Here is an 18,496-nt window from a genome sequence, read left to right as displayed (position 1 = left end):
GGCGAAGGTGGATACCCGCTCGGGGGGCGATCCCGACGCACCGAGCGGGGCGTTCACTCTGCCGAGAAGTTCGGTCGGCACTTCTCTATACTTCTCGGTCTGACGGCTCGGCTCTACCGAAAGCGTGAGCGCGTTTCGCCCGAAGGAAAAGAAAATCGACATGCCCTTTGGCTCTTTTGCGAAGATCGTCGGTGGATGAAAAGCCGGGCGATGCAAGGAAGGAGCCATCGCCTTGCGATCGATCGAGTGTCCGATCGGTATCCGATCGGCAATCGCATCGGGATATCGATGCGATCACTTGACTTGCGATCACGTACCTTGACAAGAAGATGACGAGGATCGTATGAAAGAAGATACCCTGCTCGTAGCCCTCGGGCGCCCCACCGCCGCCGAACCCGGGCCGATCAACTATCCCGTACACCGCGCTTCGACCATCCTTTTCGAGGATCTCGATCGTTACCTGGAGCGCCATAGCTCGAAGGGGGATGCCGAAGAAAAGGAGCGCATCCATTACGGGGCCATGGGCTCTTGCAACTCGCAAAGTCTGGCCGAGGCCATCTCGGCCATCGAACAAGGATGCGGCAGCGTCATCACCTCGACCGGGCTTTCGGCGATCACGATGGCATTCACCGCCGTGCTCGAAGCCGGGGATCATCTCTTGCTCCCCGATTCGATCTACGGACCGGCACGCCAATTCTGTCTCGATACCCTAAGGCGCTTCGGGATCGAGACGAGTTTCTACGACCCGACCGTCGGCGCCGATATCGAGCATGCCATCAAGGACAACACCCGCCTCGTTCATACCGAGGCCCCGGGCTCTTTGACCTTCGAGATGCAGGATATCCCCGCCATCGTCGAAGTGGCGCATGCCAAGGGGGCCTTGGTGACGATGGACAACACTTGGGCGACCCCGCTTTATTTTCGCCCTTTGCAACACGGCGTGGACATTTCCATCCAAGCGGGCACGAAATATATCTCGGGCCATTCGGATCTCGTGATCGGGGCGATCACCGCCGCCGATCCCGAACTCTTCGCAACCATTCGAAACCACGTCAACGGTTTCGGGGATGTGGCCTCCCCCGACGATTGCTTCCTCGCTCTGCGGGGCTTGCGCAGCCTTTCGATCCGCTTGGCCCGTCATCAGGAATCGGCATACAAGGTCGTGCACTGGCTCACCGCCTGCCCCCAAGTCAAGCAGGTGCTTTGGCCCGCTCTGGAAACCGATATCGGGCACGAACTATGGCGGCGGGATTTCTCGGGGGCGTCGAGCCTTTTCGGGCTGGCCCTTCATAGCGAGGATGAAAAGGCGATCAAAGCCATGGTGGACGGCCTTCGCCTGTTTCGCATCGGCTCGTCGTGGGGGGGATACGAAAGCCTGATCGCGGGCAATCGCAGCCGGGACATCTTACGAGAGAGCCGGCCGTGGACCGACACTCCCTTCCTGCTGCGCCTGCATATCGGCCTCGAAGATCCCGACGATATCATCGCCGACCTCGAAGCGGGCTTCGAAAGGCTCGATGCCTTTCAATCGGCCGGCGCCTAGCCAAGACCCGAAGACGCCCGATCCTCGATACCCCACGATCTTCGCGCGCGGAGAACACCTTTGAACACTCGATCCGACGATGCATCGATAGCCGGCAGCGGCGACCTTCCCCGACACGCCCGGGTCGTGGTTATCGGGGGCGGGGTCGTGGGCTGCTCCGTCCTTTACCACCTCGCCAAATTCGGCTGGCGGGATGTCGTTTTATTGGAGCGCAGCGAACTCACCTCCGGCTCCACTTGGCATGCCGCCGGCGGCATGCACACCATCAACGGCGATCCGAATATCGCTCGATTGCAAAAATACACCATCGATCTCTATCGGGAGATCGAGACGCTTTCGGGGCAGGCCACCGGATTGCATGTCACCGGCGGGGTGCTGCTGGCAACGACCGAAGAACGCTTCGATTGGATCAAGGGGCTGGCCGCCAAGGGACGCTATCTCGGCATCGAGTCCGAGATCATCGGCCCCGAAGAAGCCCATGCCCTGATGCCCTTGCTGGATCCGGATTGCTTCGTCGGCGCGATGCACTCCCATGCCGACGGTCATCTCGATCCTTCCGGGGTCACCCACGCCTATGCCAAGGCCGCCCGCAGCCTGGGCGCCGCCATCCATCGCCGAACGAAGGTCGAAGCGATGGAGCGCGACCGCGAGGGGCTGTGGCGGGTGATCACCGATCGGGGCGAGATCCGCGCCGAGCACGTGGTCAACGCCGCCGGGCTGTGGGCGAGGGAGGTCGGACGGATGGTCGGCATCGAGCTCCCCTTATTGGCGATGGAACATATGTATCTCCTCACCGATGACATGCCGGAGGTGGCCGAGGTCAATCGCACCACCGGCAAGGATGTGATCCATGCCGTGGACTTCGATGGCGAGCTTTATTTGCGTCAGGAAGGCGGTGGCATGCTGATGGGGACCTACGAACGGGCCTGCGTGCCTTGGTCGGCCGACGAAACCCCGTGGGATTTCGGCCACGAGCTGCTGGCACCGGATCTGGATCGCATCGCCCCCTCGCTGGAGGTCGGCTTCCGCCACTTCCCGGCCTTCGCCGATGCGGGCATCAAGAAGATCATCAACGGCCCCTTCACCTTCGCCCCCGACGGCAATCCTCTGGTCGGCCCGGTGCGGGGGCTCGATGGCTATTGGGTGGCATGCGCGGTGATGGCGGGCTTTTCTCAAGGGGGCGGCGTCGGCCTCTCCTTGGCGCAATGGATGATCAACGGCGATCCGGGGACGGATAACTTCGCCATGGACATCGCCCGATACGGCGCGTGGGCGACCAAGTCCTATACCTTCGACAAGGTCAAGGAAAACTATTCGAGGCGCTTTTCGATCCGTTATCCGAACGAGGAGCTCCCGGTCGCCCGTCCTTTGAAAACCGTTCCGATCCACGATCGTCTGCTGGCCAAAGGAGCGCAATTCGGATCCTCCTTCGGGCTCGAAGTCCCGCTGTGGTTCGCCCCATCCGGGGTGGAAGAGGTTTTCTCGTGGCATCGATCGACGGATTTCGAGCATGTCGGGCTCGAATGCAAGGCGGTGCGGGAAGCCGTGGGGCTGTGCGATATCTCCGGCTATGCGAAATATCTCGTGCGCGGAGCGAAGGCTCGTTCGTGGCTGGATCGGATGCTGGCTTGTCGCCTCCCGACGCAAGGACGCATGACGCTGGCCCCGATGCTAAAGGAGGACGGCAAGATCATCGGCGATTTCACCCTCGCCAATATCGAAGGAGACAGCCTCGAGGGCAAGACCTCCATCGGCACCGAATCGGATGGGGATCGATGGCTGCTCATCGGCTCCGGTGGCGCCGAGGAATACCACCTGCGCTGGTTCTCGCAACACCTCGACGATCCCGGCGTTTCCTTGCACTGCCTCGGCACGAAATGGTGCGGACTGGCCATCGCCGGGCCGAAATCCCGCGCCTTGCTGCAAAGCCTCGTTCGCGCGGATGTCTCGGCGAACGCTTTTCGCTTCATGGCCATCCGCCGACTCGACCTCGGCATGGCCCCCGCCTTGGTTGGACGCATCGGCTACACCGGGGATCTCGGCTACGAGATCTGGTGCCACGCCGAGTATCAGCGCTATCTCTTCGATCTCCTGATGGAGGCCGGCGCCGAACACGGCATTCGCCTTTTCGGGTTGCGGGCCCTCAACGCCTTGAGACTGGAAAAGGGTTTCGGCAGCTGGGCAAGGGAATACCGCCCCTTGCACGGCCCGCTCGAGGCGGGTCTCGATCGCTTCGTCGACTACGACAAAGAGGCCGACTTCATCGGCAAAGAAGCGGCCCGCAAGGAGCGATTAGAGGGCGGCACGCTCCGCCTTCGCACCTTCGTGGTCGATGCCTCGACCGCCGATGTCATCGGCGACGAGCCGATCGCCTATCGGGGGGAGGTTTGTGGATGGGTCAGCTCCGGCGGCTACGCCCATCCATCGCAAGTCTCGGTGGCGATGGCGTGGATCCCCAAAGAACATGCCGAAAAGACCGATGGCTGGGAGATCGAGATCTTGGGGCGAAGCGTCTTGGCGAGAATGCAACGCACCGCCTTGTTCGATCCCGACGGTGCGCAGATGCGAGGGTGATATCGATCCCGAAAGACCCGCCGCCGGCATCGATGAGCGCGTCGATGTCGAAAAGTCGACTTTGAAAAAGAACATCGAAACGATCGGGAGATCGAAATATGCATGTCGGATTCATCGGACTTGGCAATGTCGGCAGCAAACTCGCAGGCTCCTTGCTGAGAAATGGCTGGAGGCTGACCGTGCGGGATCTCGACCCCCAAGCCGCCCGTCCTCTTTTGGATGCCGGAGCGGCTTGGGGCGAAAGCCCGGCTCGGATGATGGACGATGCCGATGCCCTGATCACCTGCCTGCCGACACCGGCGGCGAGCGCCGAGGCGCTCGAAGGCAAGGACGGGATCCTCGAGACGATGGGTCCATCGAAGATCTGGATGGAGATGTCCACCACCGACGAGGCCGAGGTGGGGCGGCTGGGGGAAAAGGTCGCCGCGCTCGAAGGGGCGGCGGTGGACTGTCCCGTTTCCGGCGGCTGCCATCGCGCCGATACCGGAAATATCTCGATCTTCGCCGGCTGCGATCGCCCGACCTTCGAGCGCATCCTTCCCCTGCTGACGACGATGGGACGGCGCGTCCTGCACACCGGCCCTTTGGGTTCGGCCTCGGTCTTGAAAGTGATCACCAACTATCTCGCCACCGCCAATCTCGTCTCTTGCTGCGAGGCCTTGGTCACCGCTCGCGCCGCCGGGATGGATCTTTCCACCACATGGGAGGCGATTCGAATTTCTTCGGGTAACTCCTTCGTGCACGAGACCGAAAGCCAAGTCATCCTCAACGGCTCGCGCGACATCTCCTTCACCATGGATCTCGTGAGCAAGGATATCGGGCTTTTCCAAAAAATCGCCGATCGGCATGATGTCCCGCTCGATCTCGGCCCGCTTTTGATCGATATCTTTCGCGATGCCCAGGAGCGTTATGGCCCTCGCGAGTGGTCCCCCAATGTCATCCGACGCTTGGAAGAGGCCACCGGTCTTTCGATTACCGCTCCTGGCTTTCCGGCGCGGATGGTCGACGACGAACCCGAGGAATATGGGCGCGAAATCATCCCGAAAAACCGTCGATAGACCGTCGATTGACTGTCAACGGATCGAAACCCGTCCTTTTACCGGAGGTGAACGATGGCCAAATCCTGCGAGATGTGCCTGATGCCGATGAAAAAAGATCCCGGGACCAGCGGATCCGACCGCTATTGCAGCTACTGCTTCCAAGACGGGGGCTTTCGCTACACCGGCGACGATTTGCGAGAATTCCAGCGCCAGTGCTATGCGGGGATGCGAGAAAAGGGAGTGGCCTTGCCGATGGCGAAGTTCTATGCTTGGATGATTCGCTTTGCGCCCTATTGGAAAGAAAAGAGGCGATCGCCATAGGCCGCGGGGACTCGAAAGGGTGCAAAAAAACCCTTGACAATCACCTTTCGAACCCCGAAAGCAGACGAGAAACGCTCGCTCTTCGGTGCCGGTCGGCACCGATCCAAGGTCGGCGGGGCGCCGCCTTCCTCCCATCGCCTTCGATATCGATCTTGCGCTTCGAGCGAAGAGGAGAAAAAGCGGATCTTCGTCGATCCCGTCGGGGATGGTATTATTTGCATCAGGCAGCCTTTCGGGGTATGTTCAAAAAAAGCGAATCGATGTATCCGAAAAAAGAAGCGGATATGCCCTTCCCGTTCGATGATCGCCCCCGAAAAAGCGATGTTGCCCCGGTGCCGATTTAGATAGACGTTATTGTCATTGTCGTTCAGGAGAATAAAGCCATGAAATCGATGATCCCTCGAAAATCGGCAAGCGAGCGACATTCTCGCCTTTGCGACCCATCGATCGGCAAGGCCCTCGAGGGATATGCCTTGGCACTCGCCTATCGAATCGGCTGCATTTTTCGAGCGGCAAAAGCCTCGAAGCCCGACACGGAAGGGGAGGGATCCTTCGTTCTCGATCGAAAACGCCGGCCCTTTCGTCGGGTCTCATCCTTGCTGTCATTCGTCGCCGGATTGATGGCGGCGACCAACTCCTTCGCTTTTTACCTCGGTGAATACGGCTATGACGGAGTCCATGTCTATTCCTTGAAAGAGACGATGACCGAGGGAGAGTCGGATTTCTTTTTCGTCGCTCCCCGTAGCTATGTAGGATCGATTATGAATCTATGGACTTCGGACAAGAATGTGACCTTGGAGCCATCGAGATTTACCTATTCCTTGGATGTCTATAACAACGGCGGTGGGAAGATCGCCATCACCGTCGCCCATGACGCCGATTTGCAGCATGAGACCGTGAATATTTATTTCAAGTTCGAAAACGCTTTCGGACGGATCGAAAAGGATAATGTCGGGGTTACCAGCAAAACCATCAAAGTGATCGACGACGATATCCCCACGGGAAGGATTCGGGTCTCTCCTGTCGACAGGCTGACGATCGATCAAGGCCAATCAGGCACCCTCTCGGTCAGCCTCGACACCGCCCCGAGCGAGAATACGACGGTCTTGCTTTCGAAGACCGATCCGCTCGTGACCTTGCTCCCGAGCGCATTGACCTTCACCCCCTTGAACTATTCGACGGCGCAAAGCGTCACCGTCATCGTCAACGAAAACGGCGAGATCACCACCGATATGATTACCCTGACCATACCGGAAAGGGAAGGACTTAGCGCTCCTTCGGTGACGAAAGCCATTTCCGTCATCCCCATCACATCCTACCCGGGAGCGATCGAAGTTTCTCCTGCGGGAACTTTGTCCATCGACGAAGGGGGGTCGAAAACGCTCTCGGTCAGACTTAGCGCCGCACCGAGGAGAAACGCCACCGTTTCATTATCCTCCTCGAACTCGGATGTGACGCTCTCTTTGGTTTCCTTGTTCTTCACCCCTTCGAATTACTCGATCCCGCAATCGGTCTCGGTCGGTGCAGCCCAGGACCTCGATGGCGTGGACGACTTCGCTTCGATCACGCTCAAGGCATCGGGGGGAATCACCGCCTCGGATGTGATGAAGGACGTCATCGTCATCGACGACGACTCATCGGGCTCGAGCGCTCCTCCGGGGAATATCGTTCTCTTACCTTCCGGGGTGCTGAAGATCGGCGAGGGCGAGCGGCAGGATCTCGAAGTCGGATTGATATCCTCATCGGCCATCGAAGAGAACGTGACGATTGTCTTTACGACGACGAATCCGGATATCACGATCACCCCGTCCTATTTGACCTTCACTCCCTTGAATCACTCGAGCCCGCAGTCGGTCTCGGTCAGCGCCAAAGAAGACCCCGATTTCGTCAACGAAAGCGCATTGATCACCGCCGAGGCCTCGGGAGGGATTGCCGCCCCATCCATAACGAAGGGGGCTTCGATCATGGATAACGACGAGAACACCTCGTCGAACGGTGATGACGTGATGCTCGTCATCGTTCCCGAGGGTGCGATCTCGAGCGACGGGGCGATATTGATCGACGAGGAAGGGGAAGGGGCTATCGATATTCACCTTTCCTCCCGGCCTTCGAGCGATGCGTCGGTTGTGATTCGAAAGTCCCCGATTTCCGATACCGGCATCGATCTTTCTTTGGAATCGATGACCTTCACTCCTTCGAATTGGAGCAAGGCCCAATCCCTTCGAGTCTTGGCTCACGACGATCCGGATAAGGAGGACAACACCCATACCATCACCTTCGACTTCGAAGGCGAAACCATCAGCCAAGCGATCATCGTGAAGGATAACGATAAAACGCCGATGAAAGCCCAGGCCCTCGCCCTTCCGCCGTCGGGCTCCAAGGACGATGTGATCCTTCGGATTCAGTGCAAACAGAACGCTCCTTGCGATGTCTCCTTCAAGTGCTCCGCCCAATCGGACGGCTCCCTCTTCGAAGGCGATCTCCCCGAGGCGATCCCCGCCTACGGAGCGACCTCCATCACCTTGAGCGATATCGAGCGCTATACGGGCGGGGACTCCTGGTCGGGAAAGGGTCGGCTGGGATGCTCGCTTCTAAGCGACGCCGATATCGGATCGCAGGTTTGGACGCGCTCGGGGAACGGGGTCCTCGTCAACAACAGCGCGATGATTCGAAGCGTGACGGAGGGCGATATCCACCGAGCGGATATCGAATCGATCCCTTCACCCGATTCTTCCGACGAATCGAATATCAGGATTCGTTGCAACTCGGATTCAGGCCATTGCCTCGATACCGTTTTCCTGTGCTACTTGGACGACGGAACGAAATACGATTGGGAATTGGGGCGGATCGATCGACTCACGACGAGACACATTCAATCGGAGGAACTCGCAGCGGGGATCGGATATCGGTGGCCGGGTTTGGGGCTTGCCTGCGAGGTTCGTTCAAGCGGTCAGTTCACCGCGCAGGTGCTGACCCGCACCGGAACCGGGGCGCTGATCAACAACAGCGCGACGGGGAAATGAGGCGAAGGAAGGATGGGACGAAGGGTGCGCATGGCGGATCGACACGCTTGTCGCTTTCATCGACTCCATGAGCGATCGCAGCCATGCCCCGACTGAGCGACTACCGCGTTGTGACCTTCGATTGCTACGGCACCTTGATCGACTGGGAAACGGGGATATGGGATGCTTTGCAGCCCTTGATCATGCACAACCGGCGCAACGATATCCGGCGCAGGGAGGCTCTTGCCGCTTTTGCGAAGATCGAGGCACACCATCAAAGTGTCGCTTGCGATCTTCCCTATCCCGAATTGCTTGCGCGGGTGCATCGAAGCATCGCCGAGCGACTCGAGCTCGAGACCAACGAGGAGCTCGATAGCGCCTTCGGGGGCTCGGTGGAATATTGGCCCGCCTTTGCCGATAGCGCGGATGCCCTGCGAGCGCTGAAAAATCATTATCGTTTGGTGATCCTCTCGAATGTGAATCGAGCGGGTTTCGCCGCCTCCAATCGAAAACTCGGCGTCACCTTCGATGCGATCTACACCGCCGAGGATGTCGGCGCCTACAAGCCCTCGAACGCCAATTTCGAATACCTCCTTGCGCATCTGCAATCGGATTTCGGCTTCGAGAAAAAGGATATCCTGCATACCGCCCAGAGCCTGCGGCACGATCATGTCCCGGCCAAACGCTTCGGGCTTGCCAATGCTTGGATCGATCGCCAAAAACTCTCACAAGGAGGTGATTGGGGGGCGACCGACAAGGTCGAGGAGCCTTGCGACACCGATTTTCTGTTCTTCACCATGCGCGAGATGGTCGAGGCGGTAAAATCCGATGCCGATCGCTGAAAGGCTTCGGCAGAAAACCTCTTCGACGGCTTCTTAATCGGTTAGCGAGAATCATCATGAACACACGGATCGAACGCGATAGCATGGGCGAGATCGAAGTCCCGTCGGACCGCCTGTGGGGAGCGCAAACGCAGCGTTCCTTGGAGAATTTCAAGATCGGATCCGAGCGACTTCCAAAGCCCTTGATTCGATCGCTGGCCACGATCAAGAAGTGCGCGGCGATCGTCAATCGCGAACTCGGGGATCTGCCGCCGGATATCGCCGATGCCATCGTCGAGGCGGCGCAGGAGGTCATCGACGGCAAGCTGGACGATCATTTTCCGCTGGTGGTCTGGCAAACCGGGAGCGGCACCCAAAGCAATATGAATGTCAACGAGGTGATCGCGCATCGGGCATGCGAGCGCCTCGGGGCCAGCAGAAACGAGGAAGGAATCGACAGCGCGGGCAAGGTCCATCCGAACGATCACGTCAATCGATCCCAATCGACCAACGATGTCTTCCCCACCGCGATCCATATCGCGGCCGCGGTGGAAATCCAAACCCGCCTTCTCCCGGCGCTCGAGCGCTTGCGCAAGACATTGGAGGCGAAAGCCCGGGATTTCGCCTCCATCGTCAAGATCGGCCGCACCCATCTCCAAGATGCGACCCCCTTGACCTTGGGCCAGGAGTTCTCCGGCTATGCGGATCAAATCCGCCTCGGACAAGCCGCGATCGACGGGGCGATGCCCTTGATCTCGGAATTGCCGATCGGCGGCACCGCGGTGGGAACCGGGATCAACTCCAGGAAGGGCTATGCCCCGAAGATGGTCGAAGCCCTCACCCGACAAAGCGGGATCGAGTTCGTCGAAGCGCGCAACCGCTTCGCATCGATGGGCGGCAAGGAAGGGTTGGTGGCGATGTCCGGGGCGCTACGGACCGTTGCCGGAGCGCTCAACAAGATCGCCAACGATGTGCGCTGGCTGGCCAGCGGTCCGCGCTGCGGGATCGGCGAGATCCTGATCCCGGCCAACGAACCGGGTTCGTCGATCATGCCGGGCAAGGTCAACCCCACCCAATCCGAAGCCCTGACGATGGTCGCCGCTCGCGTCATCGGCAACGATGTGACGGTGGCGGTCGCCGGCCAATCCGGCAATTTCGAACTGAATGTCTACCTGCCGGTGATCGGCCAGACCATTTTGCAATCGATCGATCTGCTGGCGGGGGCCACCGACTCCTTCGACGAACATTGCGCTTCGGGGATCGAGCCCGACCTTGCGCGGATCGAAGGCAATCTGCGGCGTTCGCTGATGCTGGTCACCGCCCTCAACCCGCATATCGGCTACGACCGAGCGGCGGATGTGGCGAAAACCGCATGGCTCGAGGGCAAGACCTTGCGCGAAGTGGTCTTGGAAAAGGGACTGATGAGCGGCGAGGAATTCGATCGGCGGGTGGTTCCCGAAGAGATGGTCGGACCGAGGGAGTGATTTTGAACTCTCTCGGACATGCTGCGATGCGCGATGGATGTCTTGGGGGTCTTTGGTACCCGCGGGATCCGAAATCGCGCGCAATGACGCAATCCCGAGATCGATTCATCCAAAATCCCCAATCCGCCGTATCGCGCGACCCGCCCGACCCCGAAGCCGGATGGCGATTGCCGATCGGGATCGTTGCCGATCGCTGACTTGCTTGGCGCTAAGCGCGCCTTGCCATTTCGCAAACCGTCATGAAGGCTCGGCGCGCAGGCTCCACCGCCGCCCTATTCTTCCCTGCGATATCGTATGCGGTGCCATGCGCCGGAGTGGTGATGGGCACCGGCAATCCGCCCAAGACGGTCACCCCTCGATCGAAACCGAGCAGCTTGATGGCGATCTGCCCCTGATCGTGGTACATGCTCACCACGCAATCGAAAGCCCCGTCCCGCAACCGAGGATAAAGGGTATCGGAAGGGTACGGTCCGCTGACATCGATCCGCTGCGCTTTCGCCTTGGCCACCGCCGGTTCGATGATCTCGATTTCCTCGTCGCCGATGGTGCCGCCCTCGCCCGCATGAGGATTCAAAGCCGCCACCGCGATCCGCGGGCGCTCGATGCCCGCACGGATCAAGGTGCCATTCGCAAGCCCCACCGCCTCCATGATCTCCGGCGTCGTCAAGCGATCCGCCACCTCTCGCAAGGGAATATGGGAAGTCACCCGCGCATTCCACATGCCATCGATCACGTTGAACTCGCTCGCCCTTGAATGCGATCCCAACCGTTGTTTCGCCCATTGCAGCTCGTCCTCGGCCCCCAAGCCCGCCCGGTGCATCGCCTGCTTGTTGAAGGGCATGAAACAGATCCCGCTCACCTTGCCCGCAGCGGCGAGATCCAGAGCCTCGCCGAACCAGCGCATCACCGCCGCCCCCGCTTCGATCGAGACCTTTCCCGAAGGGGTTTGCGCCGGATCGATGGCCGGGATATGGAGGAGGTTCGGTCTATCGCCCTCGAAGTCCATCCCTTCGATATCGTCGATGACATGCACCGGGGTATCGAGGGCAGCGACCTCGTTGCCGGCGCGAAAGACCCGAATATCGGAGAGGATCAAGATGCGAGCGCTTGAACGCACCTCGTCGATCGACAGCAGTTTGCCCATCACCTCGGGGCCGATGCCGGCGGCATCCCCTTGCACCAGCGCTATCAGCGGTTTCATGGTCTTTCCTTGCAGGCGTATTCTTTGAAAAAAACGCTCGAAAACCTTTTCGGGGAGCCTTGCATCGAAAAAGCGAATCCGAGCCTCGGCCCAGGTTCTCAACGATAGAAGATCTCCACCAAAGCCATCGGCAGGATCGGGATATAGGTCACCACCAGCAGCAGCCCGATGAGCGCGGCGATGAATGGCAGATTGACGCGGGTCGTCTCCCAAATATCGGTGCGGGCGATCGAGCAGGATGTCACCAGCACGCTCGCCACCGGCGGGGTTTGCTGACCGATCGCGAGATTGAGGGTCAAGATGATCCCGAAATGCACCGGATCGATACCGACCATCTGCACCAGGGGCAGCACGATGGGCACCACGAGGATGATCGCCGCCGCCCCGTGCAACAACATCCCCATCAGCAGCAACAAGACATTGAGGATCATCAGCACCGCATATTTATCGGTGGTGATCGAGGTGATCCCCCGCGCCAGATTCTGCGGTACCTCCATCTCCGTCAAATGCAAGCCGAGAACCGCCGAAGACGCCACCAACAACATCACCACCGAGGTTTGGGTGATGCCCTCGAGCAATGCTTGGTAGAGATCGGTCAGGGTCAGTTCCCGATAGACGAAAAGGGAGATGGCCAATGCCGCCACCACCGCCAATCCGGCGCCTTCGGTTGCCGTTACCAAGCCACCGAAAATTCCGCCCAAAATGATCAGGGGCAATAACAGCGCGGGCCCGGCGGCCTTGAACGCCCGCCATAGACGCGGCAGCGAGAAAGCCTCCTCCCGCGGCAGATCGAAGCGCACGGCGAACCACCAGCAAAGGCAGAGCATCGCAAAGCCCCCGAGGAGGCCGGGCACGATACCGGCGACGAAGAGCTGGACGATCGAGGTATCGGAGAGGGCTCCATAAAGGATCATCGGAATCGACGGGGGGATGATGATCGCAAGGGAAGCGGAAGAGGATGTCACCGCGGCGGCGAAGGCGGCGCGGTATCGCTTGCGCTTCATCGCCGGGATCAGAACCGAACCGATCGCCGCCACGTCGGCGACCGCAGAGCCCGAGATCTCGGCGAAGAAGAGCGAGACCGTGACATTGACCATCGCCAGCCCGCCGCGGATGAATCCGATCAACGCCGATGTGAAATCGATCAATCTTCGCGATATCCCGCCGGTATTCATCAAGGCCCCGGCGAGAACGAATAAAGGGATGGCGATCAAGGGAAAACTGGTGGCGCCGTCGAACATCGCCAAGGCGGCGTTGTAAAGACCCGATACCCCGCCCTGCCATGTCATGCCGACGAGGGCGGCGGCGCATATCGCAACCCCGATCGGTACGTTGATCATGATCAGGGCGAAGAGGATGACGATGACGAAAAGGGATATCACCGCTCGTCTCCTTTTCGATCCTCACCGGGCGATTCTTCGCTCATGCCTTCGCTCATGCCCTCGCTCGCCGAGCCTTGCGATCGAAGCCCTTCCCGGGCGCGAGAGATCTCCTCGGCGATCTCCTCTTCCTCCTCGCTGCGTCCGGCATCGAGACGAGCCAAGGCCTCGGGCAGACTCAGAGCGTGGGCCAGCAGGAAGAGCACGCATCCGATCGGTACCACGGATTGCGTCAGCTGCAAGGGAATCCATTCCAAGGAGACCAAGGTCTCGCCCGCCATTACCCGCAGGACATACCAACCGGCCCATGCAAGGGATGCGAAAGTGATAAAGACCACCGCTTCGCCGATCCAAAAGACGATTCGACGGGCCTTCGGGCGCAAACGCAGCAGCAGGCCGGAAAAACCCAAGTGACGACGCTTGAGTGCCGCAAGCGCCGCTCCGTAATAGGTGATCCACGCCAGCAAAACGGATGCGACCTCGTCGTACCAGATCAGGGAATTTCCGGCGAAGCGAAAGACCACCGCGGCCACCACCACCAACGCAAGGGTCATCAACAACACGATCGCGATCGCTTGCAAGGCGATATTGAAAAAACGAACGCAAGAGGCCATCGTCGATCCTCGAGCGGTGGTGAGATGACTCGACGAAACCCTTCGAATCGAAAGATCTCTCATGCGAATCCGAAGTGGGCGCCGAAGTGGGGGTGATCGCCCGACGATCCGAACCGGCACGGTCTTTCAAAGGGAGTGTCGATAACGCCCATGCCACCATCGGCTATCACCGGGCGATGAAAAGGCGCTCGGCTATTCGATGCGCACAAGTTTGATCGTTCGATCCTCTCGACCGCTTACGCTCGACTCGGCTCGTCTTGGCCCTCGTCGGCTAGGATCGAGGGGCGAATCAAGTCGAGCGGGTGCTCGTCGAGACAATGCCGCCGACAATCCTTCCCTCGGCCGCCGGGCCTTCGACGGCGGACGAGGAAAGGCATATTGCGCGTTTGGCCGAAAGAAAAGACAGAAAAGACGATCGATCGTCAATTCGCCAAGGAAAGGGCCTGATCGATCAGTTCCTTGCCCACCGGCACTTCGCTTGCGAACTGCTCGTAGATCGGCTTCGATGCGGCCACGAACGCCGCCCGATCCGCGACATTCATCTGCATTCCGGCATCGACGAGCTTTTGGCGGAGATCGTCATCCCCCATCGCTCCTTGCTCTCTCGCCCACAAAGCCGTTTCGGAAGCGGTGTCTTTGAGCGTTTTACGCACATCGGCGGGCAGCCTCGCAAATGCCGCCTTGCCCACGGTGGGATAGGCCGGGCTATAAACGTGCCCGGTTACCGAGAGGTATTTTTGCACCTCGGGGAATTTCGCGGCCCAGATATTGGTATAGGGATTTTCCTGTCCGTCGATGACCCCGGTTTGCAGTGCCACGAAGACCTCGGAAAAAGACATCGGAGTCGGATTGGCGCCCCATGCCTTGAACATCGCAACCCGCCATTTCGATTTGGGAGTGCGCAGTTTGATCCCTTGGAGATCGGAAGGGGTGTCGATGGCCTTGGCGTTGTTCGTGATATGGCGGATACCGTTTTCCCATACCGCCAGCACTTCGTAGCCCTTGGACTCGACCGCCGGGGCGATCTTCGGCCAAAAGACCTCCTCCTCGATCCGCGCCAGATGATCGCGATCTTTCACCAAAAAGGGCATGTCGAAAAGACCGAATTCATCGGCCACCGATGACATGATCGAACTCGGAAGGGCGATATGGACGGTGCCCAATTTGAGTTTTTGCATCAGCTCTTTGTCTTTGCCGAGCTGGGCGGAGTCGAAAAGTTTGACCACCGCCTTGTCGCCGAGTCTGGCATTGGCCTGTTCGGTGAAGCGCGCGGCGCTCTTTTGCTGCAAGGAGCCGGGCTTGGCCGAAATCCCGAACAGGATTTCCTGTTGCGCCGCCACCTTCGATACGAGCGCCAAGCTCAAAAACAGCGGCAAAATCATCGAGGGCGCAGCGAGCCTCGATGCGATTTTCAAAATGGACATTGTCATGAATCTCCTCATCCGATGGATCGAGAATGTTTTATTTCGGGGCTTCGTTGGGTCGCCCTTCAGGTGGGCCACCTCTTACTCGAAAATCTTCTTTGTTATAAAAGAGCCTATGGAAGAATCCCCGTGGAAAAGCCTTTTGGGATAATAAGCGATTCTCGGGCAATCGATGACGCGATCGATCGGGCGGCGAGGGGTGTGCCGCCTGACCAATAAGACTCTTGGCCATAAGACCCATCCGCAGCGCCATCGAAAACGAGCGAATGGCATCCGCCCTCGGCTCTTCCGAGAGGCTTAATAAAAGGCAAAGGGCGGATGAGGATAGGGTGCGGTGCGGCGGGCTTGATCGTTATTGGAGTCGATACTCACTCGGAGCGTTCTTCATTTCAAGAAGATCCCCAAAAGGCCCCCGACGGCACCTCCGGCCGCACCGGCGATGGCTAGCCATCGATACAAGGCCATCGCCGTTTTCTTCGAAGTTGTCCTGTCTTCCCCAATCTGTCGGATATCTCGGATCGTCTCGGTGCATATCCGAGCGATATCGTCTCGGATGTTCTTTCGGTGTCTCGCATCATCCTCCCGGGATTTCGCATCCTCTACCCGAGACTGCACGATATCATCTTGAATCTTCGCATCCTCCATTCGAGTGCGTGCGTTGTTCTCTCGGATCTTCGCGTTGTCCTCTCGAGTTTGCGCGAGTTCCTCCAAAACCCTCCTCGTCTCCATCCGAGTCCGCGCGTTATCCTCTCGAGTCTTCTCGTTCTCCGCTCGTGTCAGGGCGTTGTCTTGCCGAGTCTTCTCGTTATCCGCCCATATCAAAGCGTTGTCTTGCCGAGTCCTCTCGTTATCCGCTCGTGTCAGCGCATTGTCTTCGAGGATCCGAGAGTGATTCTCCGTGATCATCTCCTCGAGTCGATCGAATCGTCCGTCCACGCTCATCGCCTTGTCTCCTTGTCGATCCCCTCGTTGTTGTCCGACATACCCCCTCCACCGCCTCGTGCCTGCTTGGTCATCCTCGCCCCCTTTTGCGGATCTTTTCGATTTCGGTCATGTCGATCGAGCATCGGCCAACCCCGGTCAATCCCTCGAATACCTATCGTACTCCAATCGGTAGTCTTGGTACAACCTGTCATCGCCACGGCGAAGCGACGCCTTCTTGGCGACATGTCCAACGGATTCGAGCGAGCCCAATCACTATGGGTTTTCGTATTGACATCGCCTATGTTGCAGTGCACCATTACGAGTATGTCGTCGGCCGCTCGATGGATCGAGAGATCCACGCCTTCAAGCCGGGCATCTCGAAACGCTCGTTTTTTCGAGATCGCTTTCGAGCGTCCCTTCGGCATCCCAAGATCGCGCTTTCAACCGAGGATGGTTATATGAACCGCACCGAGCAGATTCAGTCTTTGGAGAAGGATTGGGCGGAAAATCCCCGCTGGGCCAATGTCAAACGCGGCTATTGTGCCGCCGACGTCGTTCGCCTTCGGGGCCGCATCCAGCCCGAGTTCACCTACGCCCGTTCGGGAGCCGAGAGGCTTTGGGACTTGGTCCACGGCGGTGCCAAAAAAGGCTATGTCAACTGTATGGGAGCCCTCACCGCCGGACAGGCCATGCAGCAGGCCAAGGCCGGCATCGAGGCCATCTACCTCTCCGGTTGGCAGGTCGCCGCCGACGGCAATACCTCCGAGACCATGTATCCGGATCAATCCCTCTATGCCTACGATTCCGTGCCCGCCATGGTGCGACGCATCAACAACGCCTTCAAACGCGCGGATGAGATTCAGTGGACGCGCGAGGTCGATCCCGGCGACGATGGATATATCGACTATTTCCTACCCATCGTGGCGGATGCGGAAGCGGGCTTCGGCGGGGTGCTCAACGCCTTCGAACTGATGAAGAATATGATCGCCGCCGGCGCCGCCGGAGTGCATTTCGAGGATCAACTGGCCGCGGTCAAAAAATGCGGTCACATGGGTGGCAAGGTATTGATCCCCTCGAAAGAGGCGGTCGAGAAGTTGATCGCCGCGCGCTTGGCGGCCGATATCAGCGGCGTTCCCACCTTGGTGCTCGCTCGCACCGACGCCGAGGCGGCCAATCTGCTCACCAACGATGTCGATGACAACGACCGCCCCTTCCTCACCGGGGAGCGCACCGGCGAGGGCTTTTACCGCGTCAAGAACGGTTTGGAGCAGGCCATCAGCCGCGGTTTGGCTTATGCCCCTTATGCCGATCTCGTGTGGTGCGAAACCGGCGTTCCGGATTTGGGCTTCGCTCGGGAATTCGCCGAGGCGGTATTGGAGAAAAACCCCGGCAAACTCCTGGCCTATAACTGCTCGCCCTCATTCAATTGGAAGAAGAATCTCGATGATCCGACCATCGCCAGGTTCCAGGACGAGCTCTCGGCGATGGGCTATAAATACCAGTTCATCACCTTGGCCGGCATCCACAATATGTGGTTCAACATGTTCGATTTGGCCTATGACTACGCCCGAGGCGAGGGCATGAAGCACTATGTGGAGAAGGTTCAAGAGCCGGAATTCGCGGCCCGCGATCGCGGTTATACCTTCGTCTCCCACCAGCAGGAGGTGGGCGCCGGCTATTTCGACGATGTGACCACCTGCATCCAAGGCGGCACTTCTTCGGTTACGGCCTTGGCCGGTTCCACCGAGGAGGAGCAGTTCTAGGACGATCGAGCAAGATCGTCGAGCACCCTCGACCGAGATCGGTATTTGCGCCTTTTAAAGGCCGATACCGATCTCGGTTCGATCGACGAGGGGCTTGGTATCAAGGGTTATCCAAGCCGATTCGGGCGGCGGCGAGATGCACCCCTTTCTTGCCTTGAAGCCCATTGAAAAAACGGATCATCCGCAGCCTTCGCCATCGTCGATGGCAAACTGATATCCCTTGCTCGACACCGCTTTCGCCTTTCGGTATCGACAACGAGCGCCGATGAGTCTCGCCCCGAAATCGATCGGCGAAGGGACGATGTTTCGTCCATTTGGAGGCATCGAGCGCTCCAAAGCTTTTTTCGCCCCTTGATTTCACCCTCGTCGTTTCATCCTTGTCATTTCACCCTTGTCGTTTCACCCT

General features: G+C 59.2%; 13 protein-coding genes. 8 read left to right on the top strand and 5 right to left on the bottom strand.

Annotated features, from left to right (window positions below; all coding sequences use genetic code 11):
* The first annotated feature begins 343 nt into the window (after positions 1–343).
* From metC to fumC, 7 genes are all read left to right on the top strand, one after another.
* The gene (gene metC / locus BF99_RS0115990) at positions 344–1,543 is read left to right on the top strand and encodes a cystathionine beta-lyase (protein WP_025771787.1); all 1,200 of its coding nucleotides are present in this window, start codon (positions 344–346) and stop codon (positions 1,541–1,543) included.
* A 60-nt stretch (positions 1,544–1,603) separates the two neighbouring features.
* A complete protein-coding gene (locus BF99_RS0115985) occupies positions 1,604–4,117 on the top strand; it encodes a GcvT family protein (protein WP_025771785.1) in 2,514 nt (837 codons plus the stop codon).
* A gap of 98 nt (positions 4,118–4,215) precedes the next feature.
* Positions 4,216–5,175: an NAD(P)-dependent oxidoreductase gene (locus tag BF99_RS0115980; protein ID WP_025771783.1), complete on the top strand. Its 960-nt coding sequence runs from the start codon at positions 4,216–4,218 to the stop codon at positions 5,173–5,175.
* 54 nt (positions 5,176–5,229) lie between these two features.
* Positions 5,230–5,478 carry a zinc ribbon domain-containing protein gene (locus BF99_RS0115975; protein WP_025771781.1) on the top strand — a complete coding sequence of 83 codons (249 nt, stop codon included), beginning with the start codon at positions 5,230–5,232 and terminating at the stop codon, positions 5,476–5,478.
* Between the two features lie 383 nt (positions 5,479–5,861).
* Entirely contained in the window at positions 5,862–8,501 is a 2,640-nt protein-coding gene (locus tag BF99_RS0115965) for a hypothetical protein (RefSeq protein ID WP_025771777.1), read from the top strand.
* A gap of 83 nt (positions 8,502–8,584) precedes the next feature.
* Entirely contained in the window at positions 8,585–9,322 is a 738-nt protein-coding gene (locus BF99_RS0115960; protein ID WP_025771775.1) for a haloacid dehalogenase type II, read from the top strand.
* Positions 9,323–9,378: 56 nt separating this feature from the next.
* Positions 9,379–10,785 (top strand): class II fumarate hydratase, encoded by a 1,407-nt coding sequence (gene fumC, locus BF99_RS0115955; RefSeq protein ID WP_025771774.1) that lies wholly within the window; start codon positions 9,379–9,381, stop codon positions 10,783–10,785.
* Between the two features lie 208 nt (positions 10,786–10,993).
* On the opposite strand, the gene BF99_RS0115945 is transcribed toward fumC, so the two are convergent.
* The 5 genes from BF99_RS0115945 to BF99_RS0115915 form a co-directional block, all read right to left on the bottom strand.
* Entirely contained in the window at positions 10,994–11,986 is a 993-nt protein-coding gene (locus BF99_RS0115945; RefSeq protein WP_038098719.1) for a 4-hydroxythreonine-4-phosphate dehydrogenase PdxA, read from the bottom strand.
* A gap of 98 nt (positions 11,987–12,084) precedes the next feature.
* Positions 12,085–13,368 (bottom strand): TRAP transporter large permease, encoded by a 1,284-nt coding sequence (locus BF99_RS0115940; protein WP_025771771.1) that lies wholly within the window; start codon positions 13,366–13,368, stop codon positions 12,085–12,087.
* The gene (locus BF99_RS0115935) at positions 13,365–13,979 is read right to left on the bottom strand and encodes a TRAP transporter small permease (protein ID WP_025771770.1); all 615 of its coding nucleotides are present in this window, start codon (positions 13,977–13,979) and stop codon (positions 13,365–13,367) included. The genes BF99_RS0115940 and BF99_RS0115935 overlap by 4 nt, the downstream gene beginning before the upstream one ends.
* A 422-nt stretch (positions 13,980–14,401) precedes the next feature.
* Entirely contained in the window at positions 14,402–15,403 is a 1,002-nt protein-coding gene (locus BF99_RS0115925; protein WP_025771769.1) for a TRAP transporter substrate-binding protein, read from the bottom strand.
* Between the two features lie 384 nt (positions 15,404–15,787).
* Complete coding sequence (locus BF99_RS0115915; protein WP_025771768.1) at positions 15,788–16,345, bottom strand: hypothetical protein; 558 nt, start codon at positions 16,343–16,345, stop codon at positions 15,788–15,790.
* Positions 16,346–16,785: 440 nt separating this feature from the next.
* Between BF99_RS0115915 and aceA the strand changes: the two genes are divergently transcribed.
* On the top strand, positions 16,786–18,090 hold the full coding sequence (aceA, locus tag BF99_RS0115905) for an isocitrate lyase (protein ID WP_025771767.1): 1,305 nt from the start codon (positions 16,786–16,788) through the stop codon (positions 18,088–18,090).
* The last annotated feature ends 406 nt before the right edge of the window (positions 18,091–18,496 follow it).

Source organism: Thioalkalivibrio sp. HK1 (genome assembly GCA_000583135.1).
Classification (GTDB): domain Bacteria; phylum Pseudomonadota; class Gammaproteobacteria; order HK1; family HK1; genus HK1.
Note: the sequence above shows the minus strand (reverse complement) of the source record. Positions and strands in the feature narration are given on the sequence as shown.